The sequence below is a fragment of the Stenotrophomonas sp. FBCC-B152 genome (genome assembly GCF_059134105.1).
The window spans coordinates 2,492,404-2,515,342 of the sequence record NZ_CP101442.1 but is presented as its reverse complement, the minus strand read 5'-3'; the positions used below and the strand labels follow the sequence as shown (position 1 = coordinate 2,515,342).

General features: G+C 65.1%; 27 protein-coding genes and 1 tRNA gene. 18 read left to right on the top strand and 10 right to left on the bottom strand.

All coding sequences use genetic code 11. The annotated features are described in order from the left end of the window. Nucleotides 1–2: 2 nt before the first annotated feature. Together NMB40_RS11745 and NMB40_RS11740 are read right to left on the bottom strand one after the other, a co-directional pair. A complete protein-coding gene (locus NMB40_RS11745; protein ID WP_494358503.1) occupies nucleotides 3–266 on the bottom strand; it encodes a hypothetical protein in 264 nt (87 codons plus the stop codon). Continuing rightward, nucleotides 266–565 carry a hypothetical protein gene (locus tag NMB40_RS11740; RefSeq protein WP_494358502.1) on the bottom strand — a complete coding sequence of 100 codons (300 nt, stop codon included), beginning with the start codon at nucleotides 563–565 and terminating at the stop codon, nucleotides 266–268. The genes NMB40_RS11745 and NMB40_RS11740 overlap by 1 nt, the downstream gene beginning before the upstream one ends. A gap of 421 nt (nucleotides 566–986) precedes the next feature. Between NMB40_RS11740 and thrS the strand changes: the two genes are divergently transcribed. The 10 genes from thrS to NMB40_RS11690 all read left to right on the top strand — a co-directional run bounded on the left by thrS (nucleotide 987) and on the right by NMB40_RS11690 (nucleotide 10,093). Then, on the top strand, nucleotides 987–2,891 hold the full coding sequence (gene thrS / locus NMB40_RS11735) for a threonine--tRNA ligase (RefSeq protein WP_494358501.1): 1,905 nt from the start codon (nucleotides 987–989) through the stop codon (nucleotides 2,889–2,891). Nucleotides 2,892–2,938: 47 nt separating this feature from the next. Beyond that, nucleotides 2,939–3,478 carry a translation initiation factor IF-3 gene (infC, locus tag NMB40_RS11730; protein WP_026070650.1) on the top strand — a complete coding sequence of 180 codons (540 nt, stop codon included), beginning with the start codon at nucleotides 2,939–2,941 and terminating at the stop codon, nucleotides 3,476–3,478. A gap of 363 nt (nucleotides 3,479–3,841) precedes the next feature. Next, entirely contained in the window at nucleotides 3,842–4,039 is a 198-nt protein-coding gene (rpmI, locus tag NMB40_RS11725) for a 50S ribosomal protein L35 (RefSeq protein ID WP_017355265.1), read from the top strand. Nucleotides 4,040–4,049: 10 nt separating this feature from the next. Then, nucleotides 4,050–4,409 carry a 50S ribosomal protein L20 gene (rplT, locus tag NMB40_RS11720; protein ID WP_003484828.1) on the top strand — a complete coding sequence of 120 codons (360 nt, stop codon included), beginning with the start codon at nucleotides 4,050–4,052 and terminating at the stop codon, nucleotides 4,407–4,409. Between the two features lie 192 nt (nucleotides 4,410–4,601). Further along, nucleotides 4,602–5,597 carry a phenylalanine--tRNA ligase subunit alpha gene (locus tag NMB40_RS11715; protein WP_282243572.1) on the top strand — a complete coding sequence of 332 codons (996 nt, stop codon included), beginning with the start codon at nucleotides 4,602–4,604 and terminating at the stop codon, nucleotides 5,595–5,597. Between the two features lie 58 nt (nucleotides 5,598–5,655). Next, a complete protein-coding gene (gene pheT / locus NMB40_RS11710; protein WP_494358500.1) occupies nucleotides 5,656–8,034 on the top strand; it encodes a phenylalanine--tRNA ligase subunit beta in 2,379 nt (792 codons plus the stop codon). A 26-nt stretch (nucleotides 8,035–8,060) separates the two neighbouring features. Next, nucleotides 8,061–8,360 carry an integration host factor subunit alpha gene (locus NMB40_RS11705; protein ID WP_005410432.1) on the top strand — a complete coding sequence of 100 codons (300 nt, stop codon included), beginning with the start codon at nucleotides 8,061–8,063 and terminating at the stop codon, nucleotides 8,358–8,360. After that, a complete protein-coding gene (locus tag NMB40_RS11700; RefSeq protein ID WP_068853353.1) occupies nucleotides 8,341–8,697 on the top strand; it encodes a MerR family transcriptional regulator in 357 nt (118 codons plus the stop codon). The genes NMB40_RS11705 and NMB40_RS11700 overlap by 20 nt, the downstream gene beginning before the upstream one ends. A gap of 67 nt (nucleotides 8,698–8,764) precedes the next feature. Beyond that, nucleotides 8,765–8,841, top strand: a tRNA-Pro gene (locus NMB40_RS11695). Nucleotides 8,842–9,202: 361 nt separating this feature from the next. Further along, nucleotides 9,203–10,093: a hypothetical protein gene (locus NMB40_RS11690; RefSeq protein WP_494358499.1), complete on the top strand. Its 891-nt coding sequence runs from the start codon at nucleotides 9,203–9,205 to the stop codon at nucleotides 10,091–10,093. 706 nt (nucleotides 10,094–10,799) lie between these two features. Here NMB40_RS11690 and NMB40_RS11685 read toward each other — a convergent pair. Beyond that, on the bottom strand, nucleotides 10,800–11,273 hold the full coding sequence (locus tag NMB40_RS11685) for a hypothetical protein (protein ID WP_494358498.1): 474 nt from the start codon (nucleotides 11,271–11,273) through the stop codon (nucleotides 10,800–10,802). A gap of 253 nt (nucleotides 11,274–11,526) precedes the next feature. Between NMB40_RS11685 and NMB40_RS11680 the strand changes: the two genes are divergently transcribed. From NMB40_RS11680 to NMB40_RS11665, 4 genes are all read left to right on the top strand, one after another. After that, nucleotides 11,527–12,039, top strand: coding sequence for a GNAT family N-acetyltransferase (locus tag NMB40_RS11680; RefSeq protein ID WP_494358497.1), 513 nt, complete (start codon nucleotides 11,527–11,529; stop codon nucleotides 12,037–12,039). Nucleotides 12,040–12,127: 88 nt separating this feature from the next. Next, nucleotides 12,128–13,132 (top strand): HWE histidine kinase domain-containing protein, encoded by a 1,005-nt coding sequence (locus NMB40_RS11675; RefSeq protein WP_494361071.1) that lies wholly within the window; start codon nucleotides 12,128–12,130, stop codon nucleotides 13,130–13,132. Continuing rightward, a complete protein-coding gene (locus NMB40_RS11670) occupies nucleotides 13,129–13,524 on the top strand; it encodes a response regulator (RefSeq protein ID WP_282243589.1) in 396 nt (131 codons plus the stop codon). The genes NMB40_RS11675 and NMB40_RS11670 overlap by 4 nt, the downstream gene beginning before the upstream one ends. Before the next feature lie 432 nt (nucleotides 13,525–13,956). Then, nucleotides 13,957–14,130: a DUF1328 domain-containing protein gene (locus NMB40_RS11665; protein WP_068853344.1), complete on the top strand. Its 174-nt coding sequence runs from the start codon at nucleotides 13,957–13,959 to the stop codon at nucleotides 14,128–14,130. A 65-nt stretch (nucleotides 14,131–14,195) separates the two neighbouring features. Here the strand turns inward: NMB40_RS11665 and NMB40_RS11660 are convergent, their stop codons facing one another. The 5 genes from NMB40_RS11660 to NMB40_RS11640 form a co-directional block, all read right to left on the bottom strand. Then, a complete protein-coding gene (locus NMB40_RS11660) occupies nucleotides 14,196–14,966 on the bottom strand; it encodes a transporter (protein ID WP_494358496.1) in 771 nt (256 codons plus the stop codon). Between the two features lie 70 nt (nucleotides 14,967–15,036). Continuing rightward, nucleotides 15,037–15,519, bottom strand: a complete 483-nt coding sequence (locus NMB40_RS11655; protein WP_494358495.1) for a hypothetical protein — start codon at nucleotides 15,517–15,519, stop codon at nucleotides 15,037–15,039. A gap of 97 nt (nucleotides 15,520–15,616) precedes the next feature. Then, nucleotides 15,617–16,039 carry a hypothetical protein gene (locus NMB40_RS11650; protein ID WP_494358494.1) on the bottom strand — a complete coding sequence of 141 codons (423 nt, stop codon included), beginning with the start codon at nucleotides 16,037–16,039 and terminating at the stop codon, nucleotides 15,617–15,619. Then, nucleotides 16,036–16,263 carry a hypothetical protein gene (locus NMB40_RS11645; RefSeq protein WP_494358493.1) on the bottom strand — a complete coding sequence of 76 codons (228 nt, stop codon included), beginning with the start codon at nucleotides 16,261–16,263 and terminating at the stop codon, nucleotides 16,036–16,038. The genes NMB40_RS11650 and NMB40_RS11645 overlap by 4 nt, the downstream gene beginning before the upstream one ends. Nucleotides 16,264–16,265: 2 nt before the next feature. Continuing rightward, the gene (locus NMB40_RS11640; RefSeq protein WP_494358492.1) at nucleotides 16,266–17,051 is read right to left on the bottom strand and encodes a MipA/OmpV family protein; all 786 of its coding nucleotides are present in this window, start codon (nucleotides 17,049–17,051) and stop codon (nucleotides 16,266–16,268) included. Between the two features lie 116 nt (nucleotides 17,052–17,167). Here NMB40_RS11640 and NMB40_RS11635 point away from each other — a divergent pair, with 116 nt between their 5' ends. The 4 genes from NMB40_RS11635 to NMB40_RS11620 all read left to right on the top strand — a co-directional run bounded on the left by NMB40_RS11635 (nucleotide 17,168) and on the right by NMB40_RS11620 (nucleotide 20,171). Next, nucleotides 17,168–17,842, top strand: coding sequence for a response regulator transcription factor (locus NMB40_RS11635; RefSeq protein WP_282243600.1), 675 nt, complete (start codon nucleotides 17,168–17,170; stop codon nucleotides 17,840–17,842). After that, nucleotides 17,839–19,173: a sensor histidine kinase gene (locus NMB40_RS11630; RefSeq protein ID WP_494358491.1), complete on the top strand. Its 1,335-nt coding sequence runs from the start codon at nucleotides 17,839–17,841 to the stop codon at nucleotides 19,171–19,173. The genes NMB40_RS11635 and NMB40_RS11630 overlap by 4 nt, the downstream gene beginning before the upstream one ends. A gap of 110 nt (nucleotides 19,174–19,283) precedes the next feature. After that, nucleotides 19,284–19,487, top strand: a complete 204-nt coding sequence (locus tag NMB40_RS11625; protein ID WP_282243607.1) for a hypothetical protein — start codon at nucleotides 19,284–19,286, stop codon at nucleotides 19,485–19,487. Between the two features lie 144 nt (nucleotides 19,488–19,631). Next, nucleotides 19,632–20,171, top strand: a complete 540-nt coding sequence (locus NMB40_RS11620) for a DUF3011 domain-containing protein (RefSeq protein ID WP_494358490.1) — start codon at nucleotides 19,632–19,634, stop codon at nucleotides 20,169–20,171. Between the two features lie 86 nt (nucleotides 20,172–20,257). Here the strand turns inward: NMB40_RS11620 and dxs are convergent, their stop codons facing one another. After that, entirely contained in the window at nucleotides 20,258–22,156 is a 1,899-nt protein-coding gene (gene dxs, locus NMB40_RS11615) for a 1-deoxy-D-xylulose-5-phosphate synthase (RefSeq protein WP_494358489.1), read from the bottom strand. A 115-nt stretch (nucleotides 22,157–22,271) separates the two neighbouring features. After that, nucleotides 22,272–22,931 carry an HNH endonuclease gene (locus tag NMB40_RS11610; protein WP_282243613.1) on the bottom strand — a complete coding sequence of 220 codons (660 nt, stop codon included), beginning with the start codon at nucleotides 22,929–22,931 and terminating at the stop codon, nucleotides 22,272–22,274. Nucleotides 22,932–22,939: the final 8 nt, after the last annotated feature.

Below are 22,939 nucleotides of genomic sequence, written 5' to 3'. Positions count from 1 at the left end.
CCTCACTGCACCCAATGGAAGTGGCGCAGCAGCCACAGCAGGCCGAAGCCGAACGCAGCGCTGGCACCCAGCCATGACCAGGCACGCGGCCCGGTACGGAACGCGAACGCCCACAGCGCCGCCAGCATCCACAACGGAATGAAGGCGATCATGCCGGGCACGATCACCGCCTGCCACGGACCCGGCGGCAGCCAGGTGATCAAGCCGGTGACGGCCGCGGCCACGAAGAAGCCCGCCAGCAGGCCGGCCAGTGCACGTGCCCACATCAGCGCCGCGCCTCCGCATCCGGCCGCGTCCAGGCGGCAAGGTAGGGCAGCACCAGCGCCGTGAGCATCCAGCCGCCCAGGGTGACGCAGAAGCCGGTGGCAAAGCCGAGCTGTCCCATCCACAGCCACAGCGAGGTGGCCGCGGCCACCAGTCCGAGCTGGCGGCCCAAGCGGCCGGCCCGGCGCAGGCGCGGCCAGCGGCAGTGCGGCGAGGCGGCGTAGAAGGCCAGCGCCGAAAAGGCCGACGCAGCGCCGGCCAGCGTGCAGTACAGCAGGGCCAAGGCGTCAGCGCTCAGCATGGGCAAGATGCACACGGCAGGGGCGTGCGGGCCGAAGGGGCGGCGCAGGGCATGGAAATCCTTGGAAACGAAGACGGGCCGGGCGATACGGCAACCTGCGCATGGTAATCATTGCTGTTTTCAATCGCCACAATGCCCCGTTCAGTAGCGCCGGCCCAGGGCCGGGTGCCGGCAGCATTGGGCTTCCCCGGCGGTTTGGTTTAAGATCGAGGCATCCACCTCGAGGCAACAAGGTGACCCGCGCCCAGCGCCGGTCCAGCGTGCGACATGAGCACTACCACCGCCCAGCGCTGAACGTCATGACGGCCCCTTGCCCAGGCGCCTTCATGGCGCTTTTCTTTTATCCGGCCGCGCGCCCCGGACACCCTCGACCCCGTTTCCCTGGCCTGCGCCGCAGGCCCACCAGCACAAAGCCACAGCCATGATTGCGATCACGCTTCCCGACGGCAGCCGCCGTGAGTTCGAAAACCCCGTCAGTGTCATGGACGTCGCCCAGTCGATCGGCGCCGGCCTGGCCAAGGCCACCATCGCCGGTTCGGTGGACGGCACGCTGGTCGATGCCAGTGACGTCATCGACCATGACGCCCGCCTGCGCATCATCACCGCCAAGGACGAGGAAGGCGTGGAGATCATCCGCCACTCCTGCGCCCACCTGGTTGGCCATGCGGTCAAGCAGCTGTACCCGGACGTGAAGATGGTGATCGGCCCGGTCATCGCCGAAGGCTTCTACTACGACATCTACTCCGAGCGCCCGTTCACCCCGGACGACATGGCCGCCATCGAAAAGCGCATGGGCGAACTGATCGCGCAGGACTACGACGTGGTCAAAAAGGTCACCCCGCGCGCCGAAGTGGTGGAGATCTTCAAGGCCCGTGGCGAAGACTACAAACTGCGCCTGATCGAGGACATGCCGGCCGACATCCAGGCCATGGGCATGTACTACCACCAGGAATACGTGGACATGTGCCGCGGCCCGCACGTGCCCAACACGCGCTTCCTGAAGGCCTTCAAGCTGACCCGCATTTCCGGCGCCTACTGGCGTGGCGATGCGCAGAACGAGCAGCTGCAGCGCATCTACGGCACCGCCTGGGCCGACAAGAAGCAGCTTGAGGCCTACATCAAGCGCATCGAAGAAGCCGAAATGCGCGACCACCGCCGCATCGGCAAGCAGCAGGACCTGTTCCACCTGCAGGAAGAGGCCCCGGGCCTGGTGTTCTGGCACCCCAAGGGCTGGGCGCTGTGGCAGGTGGTCGAGCAGTACATGCGCAAGGTCTACCAGAAGAGCGGCTACGGCGAAGTGCGCTGCCCGCAGATCCTGGACGTGAGCCTGTGGAAGAAGTCCGGCCATTGGGACAACTACCAGGACAACATGTTCTTCACCGAATCGGAGAAGCGCACCTACGCGGTCAAGCCGATGAACTGCCCGGGCCACGTGCAGGTGTTCAACCAGGGCCTGCACAGCTACCGCGACCTGCCGATCCGCTACGGCGAGTTCGGCTCCTGCCACCGCAACGAGCCGTCGGGCGCGCTGCACGGCATCCTGCGCGTGCGCGGTTTCACCCAGGACGACGGCCACGTGTTCTGCACCGAATCGCAGATCGAAGCGGAAGTGACCGCCTTCCACCAGCAGGCGCTGGCGGTGTACCAGCACTTCGGCTTTGAGGAGATCCAGATCAAGATCGCCCTGCGCCCCGAATCGCGCCTGGGCGACGATGCCACCTGGGACAAGGCCGAAGCCGCGCTGCGCTCGGCGCTGTCCAGCTGTGGCGTGGAATGGCAGGAGCTGCCGGGCGAGGGCGCCTTCTACGGCCCGAAGATCGAATACCACCTCAAGGACGCCATCGGCCGTACCTGGCAGCTGGGCACCATGCAGGTCGATTTCATGATGCCCGGCCGCCTGGGCGCCGAGTACGTGGACGAAAACAGCCAGAAGAAGCACCCGGTCATGCTGCACCGGGCCATCGTGGGCTCCATGGAGCGCTTCATCGGCATCCTGATCGAACACCATGCCGGCCAGTTCCCGGCCTGGCTGGCCCCGACCCAGGCAGTGGTGGCCAATATTACCGATGCCCAGGCTGAATACGTGCAGGAAGTGACGAAAACCCTTGCAGATCAAGGCTTCCGGGTAACGTCCGATTTGCGCAATGAGAAGATCAGTTATAAGATTCGCGAGCATACGCTGCAGCGGGTCCCATATCTGCTGGTGGTGGGCGACCGTGAGAAGGAAAACGGCGCCGTAGCCGTGCGTACGCGCTCGGGCGAGGATCTGGGCAGCATGTCCGTCCAGGCGTTCGTCGAGCGGTTGCAGGCCGAACAGTCCGTGTAAGAAAGTCCCGGCCCTGCGGATGATCCGCGAGGGCCGGTTTGATTCCTCTGGGAGATTGCAATATCAGTACCCCTGACAACAAACAGAACCGCAAGAATCAGGAAATCCGGGTGCCGCGCGTACGCGTGATCGGCAGTGACGGTGAAATGATTGGCGTGTTGACGCGTGACGAAGCGCTGTCGATGGCCGAAGACGAAGGTCTGGACCTGGTCGAGATTCAGCCGCAGGCTGATCCGCCGGTGTGCAAGATCATGGACTTCGGCAAGTTCAAGTTCGAAGCGCAGAAGAAGGCCAACGAGGCCAAGAAGAAGACCAAGCAGGTCGAGATCAAGGAAGTGAAGTTCCGCCCGGTCACCGATGAAGGCGACTACCAGATCAAGCTGCGCAAGATGCGCGGTTTCCTGGAAGAGGGTGACAAGATCAAGGTGAACATCCGCTTCCGTGGTCGTGAAATGAGCCATCAGGAACTGGGTCGCGAAATGGCCAACCGGATCGAAGCCGATCTGGGCGAGGACATCGTGATCGAGTCCCGCCCGCGCCTGGAAGGCCGGCAGATGGTCATGATGATCGCGCCGAAGAAGAAGTAACGGCGCTGGCCCGACGCGCGCCACCTCGCACGTGGCGCTGCAGGCCACCCGCGTAGAGCCACGCCCTGCGTGGCTTCGCGGACCCGAACCGCGCGTGGCTCCGCCGCGCGCCGTTCAGGTTGGGTTGCTCACGAGCAAACCCCGCCCAATCAAAGATTTGCAACCGTCACAGTTCCCATGCATAATGGGCGACCCCGTTTTTGCGGGGCTGCTGTTTTGAACGGTTTCACGCTTTTCAACGGCAACAGGACCGGCCTGGTTCCCAGTGGGGATCCCGGGCTTACAAGCAGGCAAGGGCACGGACGGAAAGTGTGGCAATGCCACCGCCCTGGTCAGTGACAAAACATCATCAAGGACATTGCAATGCCCAAGATCAAGACCAACCGGGCGGCGGCCAAGCGTTTCCGCAAGACCGCCTCCGGTAAGTTCAAGGCTGGCCACGCCAACCGTAGCCACATCCTCACGAAGAAGTCGACCAAGCGGAAGCGCAATCTGCGTCAGACGAACCATGTTCGTGCAGAAGACGCAGGCCGTTTGAACCGTATGCTTCCCTACCTCTGAGGACTGACCCATGGCACGAGTAAAGCGTGGCGTACAGGCGCGTCGCCGCCACAAGAAAATTCTGACCCTGGCCAAGGGCTACTACAACGCCCGCCGCAAGGTGTTCCGCGTTGCCAAGCAGGCCGTCATCAAGGCCCAGCAGTACGCCTACATCGGTCGTAAGCAGAAGAAGCGTAATTTCCGTTCGCTGTGGATCACCCGCATCAACGCGGCTGCCCGCATCAATGGTCTGAGCTACAGCCGTTTCATGAACGGCCTGCTGAAGGCTGGTATCACCCTGGACCGTAAGGTCCTGGCCGATATCGCCGTGCACGACGCAGCTGGTTTTGCAGCACTGGCCGAAAAGGCCAAGGGCGCACTGGCGGCATAAGTCCATTCCCCGCCGTTGCCGTGCAAACGCAACGGCTGCGGGTAAGGCAATGCATGGGGAAGGGCGCAAGTCCTTCCCCATTCTTTTTTGTGGCGGCGGCAGCCCAACCGGGTGCCGCCCCGACAGCGGTGGCGACGGGGGTCGGCCCGGCGCGCATCGCGAAGGCATACCGACGCGAGGTCCAGGCTATCCATGAGTGACATCCAATCCCTGACCACCCAGGCGCTGGCCGACGTGGCCGCCGCCCAGAGCCCCGATGCGCTGGAAGCCCTGCGCGTGGCGCTGCTCGGCAAGAGCGGCAGCATCACCGCACAGCTCAAGCAGCTGGGTGCACTGCCGGCCGACGAGCGCAAGGCCGCCGGCGAAGCCATCAACCAGGCCCGTGACGCGCTGACCAGCGCGCTGGGCGAACGCAAGGCCGTGCTGGAGAACGCCGCGCTCGACGCGCGCCTGGCCGCCGAAGCGATCGACATCACCCTGCCGGGGCGCCGCGCCGAACGCGGTGGCCTGCACCCGGTGACCCGTACCCTGGAGCGCATCACCGAAATCTTCGGCCGCCTCGGTTACGAGCTCTCCGAAGGCCCGGAAATCGAAGACGACTGGCACAACTTCGAAGCCTTGAACTTCCCGCCGCACCACCCGGCGCGTGCCATGCACGACACCTTCTACTTCGGCGATGGCCGCCTGCTGCGCACGCATACCTCCGGTGTGCAGGTGCGCTACATGGGCGACCACGCACCGCCGCTGCGCATGATCGCGGCCGGCAAGGTGTACCGCAGCGACAGCGACCAGACCCATTCGCCGATGTTCCACCAGGTGGAAGGCCTGCTGGTGGATGAGCATTCGACCTTCGCCGACCTCAAGGGCACCTTGTCCGAGTTCGTGCGCGCGTTCTTCGAACGCGATTTCGAAATGCGCTTCCGCCCCAGCTACTTCCCGTTCGTGGAACCGGGTGCGGAAGTGGATATCGCCTGGCAGCAGCCCGATGGCAGCACCCGCTGGCTGGAAGTGCTCGGCTGCGGCATGGTCCACCCCAACGTGCTGCGCAACGTGGGCATCGACCCGGAGCGCTATACCGGCTTCGCCTTCGGCCTGGGCGTAGAGCGCTTCGCCATGCTGCGTTACGGCGTGAATGACCTGCGCGCGTTCTTCGAGAACGACGTGCGGTTCCTCAAACAATTCGCGTAACGCCGAACGACATTCATCACGGCCCAGGCGCCTGCGCCGGGCCCACCAGGGTGACACCATGAAATTCTCTGAAAACTGGCTGCGCAGCCACGTTCCCACCACCGCCTCGCGCGACGAGTTGAGCGCGGTGCTGACCGCCATCGGCCTGGAAGTTGAAGAGGTCACCGACCTCGGCGCCAGCCTGGACCACGTGGTGGTGGCGCGCATCGTCACCGCCGAGCGCCACCCCGAAGCCGACCGCCTGCAGATCTGCCAGGTCGATGCCGGGCAGGGCGAGCAGCTGCAGATCGTGTGCGGCGCGCCCAACGCGCGCCCGGGCCTGGTGGCACCGCTGGCGATGATCGGCGCGAAGATCGGCGACTTCAACATCAAGGCGGCCAAGCTGCGCGGCGTGGATTCCAACGGCATGCTGTGCTCGGCCAAGGAACTGGGCCTGGACAGCGACGCCTCGGGCCTGTTCGAGCTGCCCGATGACGCACCGGTGGGCCAGTCGCTGGTGGAATACCTCGGGCTGCCCGACGCCAGCATCGAGATCAAGCTCACCCCCAACCGCGCCGACTGCTTCAGCGTGCGCGGCATCGCCTTCGACGTGGCCGCCGCGTGCGCCAGTGAAGTGGTGCCGTTCAACGCCGCGCCGGTCGCCGCCGTGGGCAGCCGCGAACTGACCATCGCCCTGGATGCCGGCGCCGACGCGCCGCGTTACCTGGGCCGTGTGATCGAAGGCGTGAACCCGCGCGCCGCCACCCCGCTGTGGATGGCCGAGCGCCTGCGCCGCAGCGGCGTGCGCCCGGTGTCGCTGCTGGTCGACATCACCCAGTACGTGATGCTGGAGCTGGGCCAGCCGATGCACGCCTACGACCTGGGCACCCTGCAGGGCAGCATCGCCGTGCGCCGCTCGCGCGCCGGGGAAACCCTGAAGCTGCTGGATGGCCGCGATGCCGCGCTGGACGACGGCTTCCTGGTCATCACCGACGCCGACCGCCCGGTGGGCCTGGCCGGCATCATGGGCGGTTACGACACCCGCGTCACCGACGACACCACTGCCGTGTTCCTGGAGGCCGCGCACTTCGCGCCGGCCGCCATCATGGGCCGTGGCCGCAAGCTGGGCCTGCACACCGACGCCGGCCACCGCTTCGAGCGTGGCGTGGACCCGGCGCTACCGCGCACCGCCATTGAATACGCCACCCGCCTGGTGCTGGACCTGGCCGGCGGCACCCCGGCCCCGGTGACCGAAGCCGTGCGCGAGGCCGACCTGCCGGCCACCGCCACCATCGGCCTGCGCCGTGCGCGCATCGCCCGCGTGCTGGGCATCCAGATTGCCGATGCCGACGTGGAGCGCATCCTGCGCGCGCTGGGCATGGACGTGGCTGCCGCCGCCGAGGGCTGGCAGGTCACCGCGCCCAGCCGCCGCTTCGACATCGCCATCGAAGAAGACCTGATTGAAGAGCTGGCCCGCATCCACGGCTACGAGCGCATTCCCACCACCCTGCCGGGCGGCGCAGCGCGGATCGCCATGCCCAGCGAGACCCGCCTGGATGACCTGAGCACGCGCCGCCAGCTGGTGGCCCGCGACCTGCAGGAAACCATCAACTACGCCTTCGTCGACGCCGGCCTGCTGGCCCAGTGGCAGCTGCAGGACAACGTGGTGGCCCTGGCTAACCCGCTGTCGGCCGAGCTGGCGGTGATGCGCCCGGCGCTGCTGCCGGGCCTGGTGGCCACCCTGGGCCGCAACGCCGCGCGCCAGCAGGGCACCGTGCGCCTGTTCGAGCTGGGCCGCGTGTTCCACCCGCAGGCCGGGCAGGGGGCCGCCCCGCTGGAAACCCAGCGCGTGGCCGTGGCCGTGTGTGGCGATGCCACCCCGCAGCAGTGGGGCCTGGCCACCCGCAAGGTCGATTTCCATGACCTCAAGGGCGACCTGGAATCGCTGGCCGCCGCGTCCGGCGCCGCGCTCAGCTTTGTGCCGTCCACCCGCCCGTACGGCCACCCGGCGCGGTCGGCCGAGGTGCTGCGCGATGTCGCCAGCATTGGCTGGATCGGCCAGATCCACCCGCGCCTGGCCAAGGCCATGGACATCGACGTGGACGTGTTCGGCCTGGAGCTGGACCTGGCTCCGCTGGCGGCCCGCAGCCTGCCGCGCGCTACCGAGCTGTCCCGTTTCCCCTCCGTGCGCCGCGACCTGGCCTTCCTGGTGCCCGAAGCGGCCGCCTGGACCGACCTGGAAGCCACCCTGCGCCGGGCCGTGGGCCCGCTGCTGCGCCAGGTGACCCTGTTCGACCGCTACGTGGGCCAGGGGGTCGAGCCGGGCTTCAAGAGTCTCGCTATGGGCTTGATTTTGCAGGACAAGTCGCGCACTCTGACGGACCGCGACGTGGATGCGGTGGTCACCGAGGCGGTGGCCGCAATGGAGCGTGAACACCACGCCCGGATCCGCGGTTGAGCGGGCAGCATGGGGGGTAGCAGGCAATGGCATTGACCAAGGCTGAGATGGCCGAAAAGCTGTTCGACGAAGTGGGTCTGAACAAGCGCGAAGCCAAGGAATTTGTCGACGCGTTCTTCGATGTACTGCGTGAAGCGTTGGAACAGGGACGTCAGGTGAAGCTTTCCGGCTTCGGCAACTTCGACCTGCGGCGCAAGAACCAGCGCCCGGGCCGCAACCCGAAAACCGGCGAGGAAATTCCGATTTCCGCCCGTACGGTGGTCACCTTCCGTCCGGGCCAGAAGCTCAAGGAAAGGGTAGAGGCATATGCTGGATCCGGGCAGTAACCGCGAACTTCCGCCGATACCGGCCAAGCGCTACTTCACCATTGGTGAAGTCAGCGAGCTGTGCGATGTAAAGCCGCACGTGCTGCGCTACTGGGAAACCGAATTTCCCAGCCTGGAACCGGCCAAGCGCCGTGGCAACCGCCGCTACTACCAGCGCCACGACGTGCTGATGGTGCGCCAGATCCGCGGCCTGCTCTACGAACAGGGCTACACCATCGGCGGTGCCCGCCTGCGCCTGGAAGGTGCCGGCGCGCGCGACGAATCGGCGCTGAGCAACCAGATCATCAAGCAGACGCGGATGGAGCTGGAAGAAGTGCTCCAGCTGCTGCGTCGCTGAACCATTTTTCGATCAAACCGGTTATACTCGTCGGCCCGCTGAGAGGCGGGGACAACACCAGCAACATCGGGGCGTAGCGCAGCCTGGTAGCGCATCTGCCTGGGGGGCAGAGGGTCGTCGGTTCAAATCCGGCCGTCCCGACCACTGTTGGTGACACGATCAAGGGTTCGCACTTCTGGTGCGGGCCCTTTTTTCTTTTGTGGCGTCAACCACTAGAACGACCAACCGGATCGGATTCATGAAAGGTTGGATTCCGACAAGTCGACCGTTCGCGGTTAGAAGGCCAGGGCAGGCCCTATCCACTAAATCATCTGGAATGTGCCGGCTGAGCTGCTGGATATGTCAGTTTGAGCCCATTCCAAGCGCCCAGTTTCGATAACGCGATCAAGGTTTGATCCTTCTGTCCACGGTGCATTACTTCCAAGTAAAACACTGGGACCGGGCGCACCTTTCTGTCTAGTGCGCAATGCTACGGTTGCGCCCCCTGATTTCTGGACGCGCTTACATGTCTATCAGCGCCACTCCCGACACTGTGTTCAACGACACGCTGAATGAAGCGTTTGACGCGTTGAAGTCTGGTGTCAATGACAGCGTTGCGGTGCGTCGACTTCGAAAGAGGGCAGACGAACTTTCATCGATAGATGCAGCTGGCGCATGGGAACTGCGTGCATATGCGTCTGCTATGAGCAGTTTGTTTGATGCGGCGGATGAAGACTTCGCGCGCGCCGTTCGGCTCCAACCAGCGAACTCAAATCTCAAGGTCCGTTGGTTGGCGATGCTGTGCGTCACTGGCCAGTCCGGCAAGGCGAAGGAGCGCTTCGTCGAGTTTCGGGCGGAGTTGGATGGCAACTTCGCCGCCATGCAGGCTGTCATCAGTCTGCTTGGGTACGTCGGCTTGCTGTATGACGCTTTCCTGCTTCGTGAGCGTGTTGCTGAGCTTGGCGGGGATGGCGGCAGCGCCATTCTTGATCACGAGTTCGGTATAGCGTCTGCTCCGGATAAAGAAGGTGCGGATGTCCATGACAGGGGCGACGACGCAGAGTCCTTGCCGAGCAGTACCTATAAATTCTCTGTGGAGGACGCAGTGGATGATCTTTCAGCCCAGGGCTTGAATGTCGATGCGTGGTCTGAGCCAGTCGGATGTGCGATTCAGTTTCTTCGAGATAGACAGCTGAAGGTGCTGGCGGTCAGATCTTCGTTCATCCCGCACGAGTATGGCCCTGCGTCGATGCATTTTCAGATACTCGTCGATGATGTAATCGATGTCACCAGCGTCGCAGAATCCGACTTCTATGACCTTCTGGTTGAACGCGACTTTCCCATCATCCTCAGCGGTGGTGCCAGCATAGCGTTCATCCCTACTATCGATGAGGCGCTCGATGCCGATCTCACCTGAGCATCTTCGTGACTTCGCCAGAAGGCACGCCTGTGGGCAGTCCGATGAGGTGGCTCTACGGGCGGCGTCCAGCAGGTCGTACTACGCCGCGTTCCATGTTCTACATCCTTTCGTTGATCAGCTGCCGTCATCCCGTCGGTCCCCACCCAATGTCATGCACGTCTCTCATGCCGAGATGATCGAGCGGTTGAGGGAGTGGCGTACCGATAGGCTCGGCGTAGACCTTGGCTGTTTGGTGCCGTTGAAGAGCAAACTGATTGTGAGGCTGATAGCCGCAAGGAACGCGCGCGTTCGCGCGGATTACCAGATGAACGCCGACGTGAGTCTTGGCGAGGTCAAGGATCAGATTTGCCGCGTTCGCGACATCGTTGACGCAGCTATGAAGATCAATAATGAGATCATCAGGCTGAAACGTTCCGCAGATCGTTCAACGAATTTAGTGTCAGCGAGGTTGTAGAAAGCGTTTGCGGTTGTGTAAATGGCAAAGAGCTGGCGGTGACTGCATGGTCGATGTTTCAGGCTACATCCGCTGAGGGCCTGGCTGCTAAACGACAAGCAGCCTTTGCAATGATTTGCCAGCATGGCTGGGTATGCTCCGGACCCCCTTTCGTGGTGACATGGAAGGCTTGCTAAGGAGACTGCTGCGTCATTGCGCTGTGGTATCGAAAATGGCCGGTCCCGGGCCTTTTTCGTTGGTGTGTTGGCTTTAGTGCGTGGTTGGAGGGGGGCTGTTGTCCGCTTCTAGCGGAGCGAGGGGCTCTTCATCAATGTCCACGATGGCGATCAGTGAGAGGAGGTTCTTTATCGGCATGTCCTCAACTGTGCCAGGGCAGCGCTCGAGCACATCGATCAGCTCCAGCAGTTCGATGATCCTCAGATCGTAGATGCGAAACAGCTTGCGTATGACGCGGAACAGGTCGTGTCGAGAGGGGGCGTGCTGGCCGATCATGCGTTTGACGAAGTTGCCCGCATCCGGGGAGCTTCCGCAGCGGGTCTCAGCGAGGGCCTGCATGATCTCGCCGATGGTCAGCGAATCCAGCGGTCGGGTGGTGGCGGCTAGGCGTTCTTCGAGTTCGACCCAGGCCGAACTGTTCCATTCCAGCGAGTCGGAGATATCGCCGAAGTAGTGAGCGAGGTGGACGGCGACGCGGCTGGGAGCTGCGAGGGAGTCGTTGGACATTGCGGAATTCCTCAGTAGAAGTGAGATCCACCGCCCTGCGAAATGCCGATGGGCGCTGGTGCGCCTTTGGCTCGGAACGCCAATTCCGGCCGCCGAATGTGCGGCGACGTACAGATGCTGCGTGCGACGAGACAGGCGGTCAACGGCTGGGGCGACGAACTGTGCGGTAGAGGGGTTTTCCTTGATAAAACCGTGCTGCCCGACGCACTTGGTTTGTGCGCTGGGTGCATTCTGTGTGGGGGCTCTGCGCTGGGTGCGCCGCGACAGCTACCATGCAGATGTCAGTTTCAAACCGGTTTTCATGGAGGACACCCAAATGACGGTACGGCGACTAAGGGCCACAGATCTGGAGCAGGCCAGTGCGGTGTGCATGGCGTCCTTCATGGAGGCGGTGGCGCCGTCACTATCGCCTCTGGGGATTGAGACGTTTACCGGCATCGTGTCGATGAACGGCTTCGCCGATCGCATGTCCGACGACAACGACATGTTTGTCTTCGAGAGCGCCGGGCGGGTCGTCGGGGTGGCCGAGCTGATGGGCGGTCAGCACGTGGCGACGTTGTTCGTGGCGCCGGGATGGCAGGGGCAGGGGGTTGGGCGGGCGTTGATGACGGGGCTGCTGGAGTGCGCGCGGGGCGAGGTCATTACGGTGCGGGCCTCGTTGAGCTCGGTGCCGGCCTACCAGCGGTATGGGTTCCGGGTGTCGGGGGAGGTGGGGGAGTACCTGGGGCTGGTGTACCAGCCGATGGAGATGAACAACCTCCGCTAGAATCTGGCCTTCACAAAGCGCAAACGTGATCCCACTTTCACGTCGTGGCCCCTATGCTTCGTCCAAATGAACAGGGCTATATCCCGTGCTGCAGGATCAGGAAGATAACAGCGCCAAGTGGCGGATCTACGAAACCCTGCTGCAGGCAACCCCGGATCTGTCCTACGTCTTTGACCTGCAGCATCGCTTCATCTACGCCAACAAGGCGCTGCTGAACATGTGGGGCATGACCTGGGACGAGGCCATGGGCAAGACCTGCCTGGAGATCGGCTACGAGCCGTGGCATGCGGCAATGCACGATGCGGAAATCGACCGCGTGATTGCCACCAAGCACCCCATCCGTGGCGATGTGCCGTTTCCGCACGCCACCCAGGGCGTGCGCATCTATGACTACATCTTTACCCCGGTGATCGGTCCCGATGGCGAAGTGGAGGCCATTGCCGGCAGCACCCGCGATGTGACCGAGCGCAAGCGCCACGAGCAGCACCTGCAGCTGCTCATCAACGAGCTCAACCACCGGGTCAAGAACTCGCTGGCCATGGTGCAGTCCATCACTCGCCAGACCTTCCGCAATGCCCAGAGCATTGTCGATGCCGGCGAGAAGATAGAAGAGCGCCTGCTGGCGCTGGCCGGTGCGCACGATGTGCTGACCCGCGAAAACTGGCACAGCGCCGACATCCACGATCTGGTCCAGGCCACTGCCGACCTGCACGGCGAAGGCGGGCGGCGATTCGATGTCCAGGGCGAGCCCTGCCGGCTCGATCCCCGCCGTGCCCTGGCGCTGGCGATGGCGCTGCATGAGCTGGGCACCAACGCGCTCAAACATGGGGCACTTTCCGGACCCGATGGCCGCGTACGCGTGGCGTGGGGGCAACGCCAGGTCGATGGAGAGGACCTGATCGAACTGGAGTGGCAGGAGCGCGATGGCCCGCCGGTGCAGCCGCCGGCGCAACGCGGGTTCGGCTCGCGGTTGCTCGAACGCGGCCTCAAGCACGATCTTGGCGGCGATGTGGAGCTGACGTTCGAGCCGGAAGGCCTGCGGTATCGGGTATCGATACCGCACGGCGATGACGCGGTCCAGGTGCACCCATGAGCCCGCGCGTCCTGGTCGTCGAAGACGAATCGCTCATCGCGATGCTTGTCGAGGACGGGCTGGAGACGCTGGGCTACGAAGTGGTGGGGCCGGTGGGCACCGTCGATGCGGCGTTACGGCTGGTGGAGCAGACGCCCTTCGACCTGGCGCTGCTGGACATCAATCTGGGCGGGAAGCAGTCGTTCCCGATCGCCGAGGCGCTGGAGGCGCGCGGCATTCCGTATGTGTTCCTGACCGGCTATGACAGATCCAGCCTTCCGCTGGCGTTCCAGCATCGCTTCGGGCTGCAGAAGCCGTTCCGGATGTCAGCCTTGCAACAAGCGCTGGAAAAACTGCAGCGAAGCGAGCGTGGCGGCAAAGCGCCTGCCCATCGTCCTGCGTTGGGCCACTGATGCCGCTGCCTGGCCCAATCAGTTGACGGCGCGAATCACTTCTTCAATCAGCACGACGTAGCAGGCCACGAAGTAGACCTTGAGCAGGGCGGGATGCTGCTTGGCAACGAATGCGCGCATGGCGGTAAGGCCGTAGTGGGACGTCAGCATTGTGACCAGACGGTGAAATTGAGGCAACGGTCACACATTCAGTGCGGTGATGAGAGGCTTCGTGAGCGAGCTTGAAAATCAATGGCTTGCGTAGATCACCTAGGAATTGCTCCCTACCGTTCGTCGGAAAATTCCTACAAGCGTCGCTGAATACGTAGCGGGCATCTTCACATCCACGTAGGGATTTCACGCGGTTCACGCGCCCCATTCACTGTTGCGGCACACGCCAATCGCTAGCGTGAAGTCCTGTCAGTCAACCCGCATTCCGGGCAAGGGAACAACATGATCAAGTGGGCCATCATCTTCGCCATCATCGGCCTCATCGCCGGCGCACTCGGCTTTGCCGGCATCGGCGGCGCCGCCATTGGCGTGGCCAAGTTCCTGTTCTGGGCCGGCATCATCATTGCCGTGATCCTGTTCCTGCTGGGCATGACGGTCGCCAAAAAGGTGACCTGACGCCAGGGCCGTAACGTGTAACACCGCCGAAGGAGCCTGCGCAGCGATGCGCAGGCTTTTTTGGTTCACTCGAAGTAGAACGACACCCCCAGCCCAGCCTGCAGATCCGGGCTGTTGCTGTCCAGGCCGAAGTCGAACGAAGCGTCCAGCTGCACCCGCCGGGCTGCCATCCAGGTCACGCCTGCACCGGCTACCGAGGTGGAAGGTTCGCCATTCGTGTGGGTGAAACCGGCCTCGATGTAGGTGCTTACTGTGTCGCTTACGGCCAGGCTGAGGCTGGGCGACCAGCTGAACTCGTCCTCGCCCGCGCCGCGCGTGACATTGGCATACAGCGCGCCGCTCCACTGGTCGTTGAAGGTGTATTCGTAGCTGGCGCCGAGCTGGTACTGGGTGCCGCCTTCGCTGAAGTCGCGTGAGCCGGTGTCGAAGCTGGTGCTGGCCAGCAGCGCGACAGCGTGTTTGTTCGATTCGATGGGAAGGGCGTACTTCAGGGCAACGCCGCTGTCCCCTGCGCCCCGCGTGGTGGTTGACGGGGCGCTGCGTGGGGCTTCGCGCAGGCGGTTCCAGGGGCTGCCGAAGGCCTGCAGCTCCAGGTGGGCGCCCAGGCCCACGCGCAGCAGCAGGTCGGTGCCGTACTGGGTGGTGCGTGTGCCGTCGTCATCGCGGTCGCGTTCGTAGCTGGGCAGGCCCAGTTCCAGCGCAGCGCTGCCCTGAGGCAGCACCGAGGCCGAAAAGCCCAGTCCCGGGCGGTCGAACGCCGGTGTTTCCGCATCGCCCTGCTGCGCCCACGCGGGCGCGGCCAGTGCCAGCAACATCACCGCCATCACACCACGCATCGCCACACCTGCTGTCGGGAAACAGCTGCAGCCTAGCGAGGCGCCGGCAACGCGCCGTGAGCACGTGCTCTCACTCTTTTGCGCGGCCTTCGTCCTGGCCAGCGTCCTTTTCCCGGCGGGTATCGTCGTCGCTGTCATTGCGTCCCTGCCGGGCATGGCGCTGGCCGGGAAGATCGGCCGACAAGGGACGCGAGGGTTCGGCGATCAATGGGCTGCGGCTTTGCGCATGCACGCGCGGCAGGGGCGTACGCGGATCGGGCAGCACCCAGAAGCCATTGCCCAGTTCCGGGCGGCGTGCCGCCTCGTGGTCCAGTGCCGCGGCGGAGTCTTCCTCTTCCGGATCGGGCCACGGCAGGCCCTGTCGCCTGCCGCCTTCTTCCTGCTCCTGGTCGTGCGCGCTGTCGTTGTCGTCCGCAGCGGAAGGCGTCATCGCATCCAACGCTTCGGCGGCTTCCTGCCAGCCCGGCGCATCGGCGCCGACCGCGTCGGTGAGCGGGGTGGGCGATTCAATGCGGGGTGGGAAGGGCGGTGGAACATCGGAAGGAACTCGCATGGGCAGTGCGTCCGCTGCGCTGGAAGGAAGGGCGGACAGTGATCCTGCCGGCCCCGCTTTTCAACGCAACAAGTCGCAAACTGCCCGACTGCGCGGATCACTCCGGGCGGGTCAGCGCCAGCAGCCCTTCCAGCAGCCGGGCCGCACGCGGCTGCCCGTCATCGTCGATCGGGCACGCCATGGACTGCAGCCAGAAGCCGTGCGCGGCGCGGCGCGCGGCGGTGAGGCGGTGGTCGTCGCCTTCGCCGGGGTGGCGCAGCAGCTGGGCCTGGATCCACCGTTTGAGGGCCTGGGCGATTTCCGGATCCGGCCGCCCACGCGGCACGCCGGCACCCGGTTCGGGGGGCAGCAGGCATGCACGGAAAATCGCGGTGACATAGGCACGGGAAAACCGCCCGTGGCGGTCCGGGTCCTGTTCGATCAGCGCCTGTACGGCCTGGTTGAACGTGACCAGCGCGGCAGCCAGCGCCGGTGCGTCTGCGGGTTCGTCGGTGCTCAGCATCGGGAAGGGTCGGCTCATGTGGGGGCCTGCGGTAGTTGCGGCGGCGTGGTGCCCGCCTGCGCGAGCACCCCGTGCAGCAGTTCAATCACCCGTTCGCCCTGGCCGTTGCAGGCCAGTTCGAAGGTGGTGTGGCCGCCCAGGGCGGCCAGTGGGGCATGCAGGATCCATTGCAGTACCTGGGTGCGGTCCTGCTCGATCTGCAGTGCTACGTTGGCGACACGGCGTACGATGCCTTCGCGCATGGTCAGAATCCGTAAGTGAGCGCCAGCAGCGCGGTATCCATGTGGTCGCCGCGGGTCATCGGGCTGTCCTTCACCGCGCTGGAAAGCAGGGTGCGGCGCAGCGATGCGGTGGCGGTCCAGTGCGCGCCCAGCGGCATCAGCGCGGTGACATCCATGTAGGGAGCCACGCCGCTGTCGGCCTTGTAACGGGCCAGGCCGCTGCGCTGTGCTTCATCGGCGCTGATGCCGAAGTAGTAATCGTTGAGCGCGCTGCTGGCGTAGTTCACGCCCACGCCGGGAATCAGCACGACCTTGCCGGTCGGAATCGGGTAGGAATACTTGGCGTCCGCCGCCACGCCACCACCGTGCCCGCTCACTTCGGCCAGCACGTTGCCCTGCAGCACGCCCCACGGCGCGGTATGGCGCACGGCCACGCCGGCCATCGCCGAGAGGTTGCGGTTGTCGAGCTGGCGCAGCTGCAGGTCATCGGTATCCTTGCGCTTGAAGCGCATCACGTGCGGCTGGGCCAGCAGCGAGACTTCGGTTTTCGCGTTGTCGAACAGCGTGTAGCCGATGCTGCCACCACGGAAATGGAACTTTTTGCCTTCGTAGTTGATGACCGGTGCGGGCAGCACGTCGGTGTCATAGCCGGCATAGGGCGACTTCTGTGCCACCATGGCCAACCCCAGGCTGCTGCGGGGCCTTTCGCCGGGGGCGGCCTGGGCCAGCACACTGCCGCTGGCCAGCAGGCCCAGCAGGCCCAGCAGGGTGATGCCTGCCGTCGCTGCCTTCCGTGAACCGATTTGCATGGGTACTGCTCCTGGGGGGACGATCAAACCTCCATGGTGGCCGCCGGACATTGTGGGAACGTTGCGCCGGCCGGCGCGGTACCATCGGCGCCCATTACCCCCTTGCCCGTATTGCCATGCGCATCCTGCTGCTTGAAGACGACCCCGAACTGGCCGGCGCCATCCAGGCCAGCCTGGGCCGGCATGGCATGGTGGTGGACCTCGTGGTGTCGATGGCGCAGGCGGCCGAGGCGCTGAAATCCGGCGTGCACCAGGTGCTGCTGCTGGACCGGCAGCTGCCCGATGGCGATGGCGCCAATTTCGTGCGGGTGGCGCGCAGCCACATTCCCAACCTGCCGGTGATCATGCTCACGGCGCGCGATTCGGTGGCCGACCGCGTGGTCGGGTTGGATGTAGGTGCCGACGATTACCTGACCAAACCCTTCGCGGTGGAAGAGCTGCTGGCGCGGATCCGCGCGATTTCGCGGCGGCCGGCGCAGATCACCCTGCCGGTACTGGCGCTGGGGCGGCTGCAGTTTGATTTCGTGGCACGCGAAGCCAGCGTGGACGGTGCGCTGCTGGCACTGCCGCGCCGGCAGCTGCTGGTGCTGGAAGCACTGGCCCTGCGCCAGGGCCGCACGGTGGCACGCGCGGCGCTGCAGGAAGCGGTGTATGGCTTCGATGATGAGATTCAATCCAACGCGCTCGATGCGCACGTCTCCAAGCTGCGCCGCGCGCTGGCCGATGCCGATGCGCAGGTGGAAATCCATGTGATGCGCGGCATTGGCTACCTGCTCAAGGAAACCGCATGAAGTTCCTCAAACCCGGCTCGCTGTCCTTCAGCCTGGCCTGGAAGATCTGCCTGATCCAGATGACCATGGTGGCGGTGGGGCTTACCGGCATGGTGCTGATGTACGGCGACCGTGGCGCGGCCTATATCGACTGGAAAACCAGCCAGTCGGTAGCCGAGGCAATCCACGTGGAGGGGGATGCGCTGCGCGTGGACTGGGATGCGGTGAACGAGGCGGTGCCTGACCGCCCGGCCACGTTCTGGTTTGCCGCCGCCGATGAGCAGGGCCGGACCCTGGAGCAGGGCAGCGTACCGGCCGCGTTCCGCCCGCTGGTGCAGCAGCTGCAGCACGTGGAGCCCACCGATGTGCGCACGCGCACGCACGGGGTGGAGCTGGCGATGCGGGTATGGGTGACCGAGCCCGATGGCGGGCGCATCCACGTGATGCTGGGCGGCATTCCGCATCGCGGGCTGTGGCGGCAGATGCTGGTGGTGATCGGCTACCTGGGCGGCTGGATCACGCTGCCGCTGATCGTGATCACGCTGGTGGTGGCGCCGTGGGCGATCCATCGCTCGCTGCGCGGGGTGAACCGGGTGGCGGCGCAGGCCGCGGCGATCCAGATCACCGAACGTGGGCGCGGCCTGGATACCCACGCCGTGCCGCGCGAGATCGTGCCGTTGGTGGATGCGTTCAACGCGGCAGTGCGGCGCATTGGTGAAAGCTACGACGCGCAGGACCGCTTCCTGGTGGGCGCGGCGCACGAGCTGCGCATGCCGATTGCCATTCTGGCCACGCGCATTGCCGACCTGCCGCCGGGGCAGGTGCGTTCGCGCCTGCAGCGCGACCTGGGCCGGTTGAGCAACATTGCCGAACAGCTGCTGGACCTGCAGCGGCTGGACCACCACCGCAGCCAGCACCAGCGCATCGACCTGGCCGCCTTGACCGGCGAGGTCGCCGCCGATGTGGCGCCGCTGCTGATCGATGCCGGCTACGAATTCGCGGTGGAAGCACCGGACGCGCCGGTGTGGGTGCTGGGCGATCCCGATGCGCTGCACCGGGTGATCAGCGGCCTGCTGCAGAACGCCATCGCCCACGGCGGTGGGCGTGGGCTGGTGGTGGTGGAGCTGCAGGCCGGCGGGGTGCTGTCGGTCAGCGACGAGGGCGATGGCGTGCCCGAGCAGGCCCGGCAATCGATATTCGAGCCTTTCCACCGGCTGCGCCCCAGCGGCAGTGGAAGTGGGCTGGGGTTGTATCTGGCGCGTGAAATCATGCTGCGCCACGGCGGCAGCATCGTGGCCGAAGAGGCTGCCAGCGGCGGTGCACGATTTGTGATGACCTTGCCGGTGGTATAGGGAAACTGCGGTGCCGGGTATAGGGCGGATACCAATATCAGACTAATCCGATAGTTCGGTGTCGGCTTCAGCCGTATGGTGCGGGTCAGGGATAACCCCCGGAGTGCACCATGAACATTACCGTGAAGCACGCTGACCACCGCTGGTGCGTTCTTGACCCCAGCCGCAATGAAGCCGCCGCCTTCGCCGAAGGCGCGGTGGCCTTCGATTTCGCCGACAACCTGGCCCGTGAGCAACATGCGGAAACCGGGCGCAGCATCGGCGTGCGGGTGGAAGTCGAAGACGCTTTCGTGGATGTGGTTCGCTACGGGTGAGCCGCCCGGAGCCGGTCAGCTGCGCGTTGGCTAGTTGAATCGACCCTGAAATGGACGACCTTCGGCCTATAGGCGGAAGGCGCCGCTTGCCTGATCCTGTGCCTATTCACAAAACGGATCGAGGCAGGCATGAGGAACGACGCGATGGCGAATGGAACGCACAAGTGGGCGTGGGCGCTGCTGCCGGCGCTGCTGGCTGCTGGCGCGGCTGCACAGGCGCAGCAGTACGACCGTTACCGTGACGATGGCTACAACGATGGCCCGGTGCGCTGCGAATCGATCAAGGGCCGCACCCAGCAGTGCCCGATCAATGGCCGCGCACGGCTGGTAAGGCAGCTGTCGGGCACCCAGTGCATCGAGGGGGATAACTGGGGCCAGGCGCGCAACGGCGTATGGGTCACCCGGGGCTGCCGCGCGGAGTTTGTTGCCGAAGGCCGCCGACCCTCGCATGGCAATGGCTGGGGTAACAACGGCGGTGGTTGGGGCAATGGTGGGCGCGGCCAGGTAATCAGCTGCGATTCCAACGACAACCGCATGCGCCGCTGCAACGTGAGCGTTCGCCGCGATGTACGGTTGATCCGCCAGACCTCACGCAGTGCCTGCGTGGAAGGCCGCACCTGGGGCTGGAACCGCGATGGCGTCTGGGTCAACGGCGGTTGCCGCGCGGAGTTTGAAATCCGGTAAAGCGCACCGGCCGGCTGCCGGCGTAGAGCCACGCCCTGCGTGGCTTCGCGGTGCCGGAACGAAGAGCAGCCACGCAGGGCGTGGCTCTACGCGCTCAAGGCCTGGCTGGTCAGATTCGGCCAGCGCTTCAACACCGCAGCCCGAATCCCCGCCGCATCAATGCCCGCTTCGGCCAGCAGGTCTTCACGGCTGGCATGGTGCTGGAAGCTGTCCGGCAGGCCCAGGTGCAGGAACGGGCGCAGCACGTCTTCGGCATTGAGCAGCTCGGCCACGCCGGATCCGGCGCCACCGGCCACCACGTTGTCTTCGATGGTCACAAAGCCCTGGTGGGTCTTGGCCAGCTCCAGCAGCAGCGCACGGTCCAGCGGCTTGATGAAGCGCATGTTGACTACGCTCAGGCCCAGTTCGCGGCCCACCGTTTCGGCGGCCGGCACGGTGCTGCCAAACGCCAGCAGTGCGATGCGGCTGCCCTGCACGCGCAGGTCGGCCTTGCCGATCTCCAGCGTGGACAGGTCGTTGCCGGCATCCACGCCGGTGCCGCTGCCACGCGGGTAGCGCACGGCGGCCGGGCCGTCGTACTGCAGGCCGGTGCTGAGCATCTGCCGGCATTCGGCTTCATCGGCCGGGGCCATCACCACCATGTGCGGTACGCAGCGCAGGAAGCTCAGGTCCAGGTTGCCGGCATGGGTGGCACCATCCGGTCCGACCACGCCGGCGCGGTCGATGGCGAACAGCACGTCCAGTTTCTGCACGGCCACGTCATGCACCAGCTGGTCGTAGGCGCGCTGCAGGAAGGTGGAATAGATCGCCACCACCGGCTTGGCGCCCTGGGTGGCCATGCCCGCGGCCAGCGTCACCGCGTGCTGCTCGGCAATGGCCACGTCGTGGTAGCGCTCCGGGTATTCCTTGCTGAAGCGCACCAGGCCCGAGCCTTCGCGCATGGCCGGGGTGATGCCCAGCAGGCGCGGTTCGGCGGCGGCGGCATCGCACAGCCAGTCGCTGAATACATCGGTGTAGGTGGGCTTCTTGGCGCCGCCCTTGGCGACCAGGCCCTTGTCCGGGTCGAACGGGCCCACTGCGTGGTAACCGATCTGGTCACCCTCGGCGCGCTCGTAGCCCTTGCCCTTGGTGGTCATCACGTGCAGCAGCTTGAGGCCCTTCAGGCCCTTGAGCGTCTTCAGCGTGGCCACCAGCGCAGGCACGTCGTGGCCGTCGATGGGACCGGTGTAATGGAAGCCCATTTCCTCGAAGAAGGTGGACGGCACGAACATGCCCTTCCAGTGTTCTTCCCAGCGCTTGACGAAGCGCGCCGACGGCGATTTCTTCTTGTCGCCCAGGATCCGCTTTCCGCCTTCGCGCAGCGCATTGAGCGTGCGGCTGCCGGTGGCGCGGCCGAGCATCTTGGTCAGCCCGCCCACGGCTTCGGAGATCGACATGTTGTTGTCGTTGAGGATCACCAGCAGGTTCGGTTCCTGCTCCATGCCACCGGCATGGTTGAGCGCCTCGTAGGCCATGCCGGCGGTCATCGCGCCATCGCCGATCACTGCCACCACCTTGCGGTCGTCGCCTTCAAGCTGGCGCGCGATCGCCATGCCCAGCGCGGCCGAGATGGAGGTGGAGGAATGGCCGACCCCGAAGGTGTCGTACTCGCTTTCCTCGCGCTTCGGGAACGGCGCCACGCCGTCCTTCTGCTTGACGGTGTGGATCTCGTCGCGGCGGCCGGTGAGGATCTTGTGCGGGTAGGTCTGGTGGCCCACGTCCCACACCAGCTGGTCGACCGGGGTCTGGTACAGGTAGTGCAGGGCCACGGTGAGTTCGATCACGCCCAGGCCGGCGCCGAAATGGCCGCCACTCCTGCCCACTGATTCAATCAGGTAGGCACGCAGTTCATCCGCGATGGCGGGCAGTTCGGACTCTTCGAACCTGCGCAGGTCATCCGGGTTCTGGATGCGCGACAGGCGGGGATAGCGTGCGGAATCGATCATTTTTATCGCGCTTCTTCTCAAGCGCCTATTTTCGCCCCCAAACCGGGGTGGGGCAAGCAAACCGCTCTACCGGTGAGCAAACGGTGAGGGTGCCCTGCGACAACCTGTCGCAGGTTCAGGCGGCCAGCTTGGAGCGTTTGGGCAGCTGCGCCTTCAGGAACGCCATCTGGTCGGCCAGGATGTTGCGGTTGGAGAGGATCATGTGTTCGATCCAGCTGGGCCGGTAAGGCACGGCCAGCAAGGGCATGCCGGCCTGCTGCGGGGTGCGGTCGCTCTTGCGCGAGTTGCAGTGGAAGCAGGCGCTGACCACGTTCTCCCACACGTCCAGGCCGCCCTTGGACAGCGGCATTACGTGGTCGCGGGTGAGCTGGGGCCGGTGGAACTGTTGGCCGCAGTACAGGCACAGGTGCGCATCGCGCGCGAACAGCGCCTGGTTGGACAGGTTCGGGGTCGGATCGATCGCACGGGAACGGGCGTGGCCACGCGCGGCGATGATCGGGTGCAGGTCAACCCCGCTCTGCAGGCCGGTCAGGCGGTTGATGCCCCCATGGATGTGCAGGCAGGGATCGCCCAGGGTCCAGGCAACGGCATCGCGCGAGTAGAGGCAGGCGGCATCCTGCCAGTTGATCCAGTCCAGTACCCGGCCATGGGCATCCAGGGACAGCAGGCGGACGCTGCCAGGCCTGTGCAGGCTGATGATCGGCGATAGTTCGGCGACCGGGGCGGACGAGGCTCCGGTATCGATCAGACCTAAGCTCGTAGTGTCTGTCTCCATCGGGAAAA

Bases quoted from the DNA above. Each gene is read 5' to 3' on its own strand.
- NMB40_RS11645 (WP_494358493.1), bottom strand. From the start codon at position 16,263: ATGCGCGAAGGCATCGTACGCCGTGTCGCCAACGTAGCACTGCAGATC.
- NMB40_RS11655 (WP_494358495.1), bottom strand. From the start codon at position 15,519: ATGCGAGTTCCTTCCGATGTTCCACCGCCCTTCCCACCCCGCATTGAA.
- NMB40_RS11665 (WP_068853344.1), top strand. From the start codon at position 13,957: ATGATCAAGTGGGCCATCATCTTCGCCATCATCGGCCTCATCGCCGGC.
- dxs (WP_494358489.1), bottom strand. From the start codon at position 22,156: ATGATCGATTCCGCACGCTATCCCCGCCTGTCGCGCATCCAGAACCCG.
- rpmI (WP_017355265.1), top strand. From the start codon at position 3,842: ATGCCCAAGATCAAGACCAACCGGGCGGCGGCCAAGCGTTTCCGCAAG.
- NMB40_RS11640 (WP_494358492.1), bottom strand. From the start codon at position 17,051: ATGCAAATCGGTTCACGGAAGGCAGCGACGGCAGGCATCACCCTGCTG.
- NMB40_RS11740 (WP_494358502.1), bottom strand. From the start codon at position 565: ATGCTGAGCGCTGACGCCTTGGCCCTGCTGTACTGCACGCTGGCCGGC.
- NMB40_RS11650 (WP_494358494.1), bottom strand. From the start codon at position 16,039: ATGAGCCGACCCTTCCCGATGCTGAGCACCGACGAACCCGCAGACGCA.
- NMB40_RS11620 (WP_494358490.1), top strand. From the start codon at position 19,632: ATGGCGAATGGAACGCACAAGTGGGCGTGGGCGCTGCTGCCGGCGCTG.
- pheT (WP_494358500.1), top strand. From the start codon at position 5,656: ATGAAATTCTCTGAAAACTGGCTGCGCAGCCACGTTCCCACCACCGCC.
- NMB40_RS11630 (WP_494358491.1), top strand. From the start codon at position 17,839: ATGAAGTTCCTCAAACCCGGCTCGCTGTCCTTCAGCCTGGCCTGGAAG.
- NMB40_RS11670 (WP_282243589.1), top strand. From the start codon at position 13,129: ATGAGCCCGCGCGTCCTGGTCGTCGAAGACGAATCGCTCATCGCGATG.
- NMB40_RS11610 (WP_282243613.1), bottom strand. From the start codon at position 22,931: ATGGAGACAGACACTACGAGCTTAGGTCTGATCGATACCGGAGCCTCG.
- NMB40_RS11685 (WP_494358498.1), bottom strand. From the start codon at position 11,273: ATGTCCAACGACTCCCTCGCAGCTCCCAGCCGCGTCGCCGTCCACCTC.
- NMB40_RS11625 (WP_282243607.1), top strand. From the start codon at position 19,284: ATGAACATTACCGTGAAGCACGCTGACCACCGCTGGTGCGTTCTTGAC.
- NMB40_RS11700 (WP_068853353.1), top strand. From the start codon at position 8,341: ATGCTGGATCCGGGCAGTAACCGCGAACTTCCGCCGATACCGGCCAAG.
- NMB40_RS11690 (WP_494358499.1), top strand. From the start codon at position 9,203: ATGTCTATCAGCGCCACTCCCGACACTGTGTTCAACGACACGCTGAAT.
- rplT (WP_003484828.1), top strand. From the start codon at position 4,050: ATGGCACGAGTAAAGCGTGGCGTACAGGCGCGTCGCCGCCACAAGAAA.
- NMB40_RS11635 (WP_282243600.1), top strand. From the start codon at position 17,168: ATGCGCATCCTGCTGCTTGAAGACGACCCCGAACTGGCCGGCGCCATC.
- NMB40_RS11715 (WP_282243572.1), top strand. From the start codon at position 4,602: ATGAGTGACATCCAATCCCTGACCACCCAGGCGCTGGCCGACGTGGCC.
- thrS (WP_494358501.1), top strand. From the start codon at position 987: ATGATTGCGATCACGCTTCCCGACGGCAGCCGCCGTGAGTTCGAAAAC.
- NMB40_RS11705 (WP_005410432.1), top strand. From the start codon at position 8,061: ATGGCATTGACCAAGGCTGAGATGGCCGAAAAGCTGTTCGACGAAGTG.
- NMB40_RS11660 (WP_494358496.1), bottom strand. From the start codon at position 14,966: ATGCGTGGTGTGATGGCGGTGATGTTGCTGGCACTGGCCGCGCCCGCG.
- NMB40_RS11745 (WP_494358503.1), bottom strand. From the start codon at position 266: ATGTGGGCACGTGCACTGGCCGGCCTGCTGGCGGGCTTCTTCGTGGCC.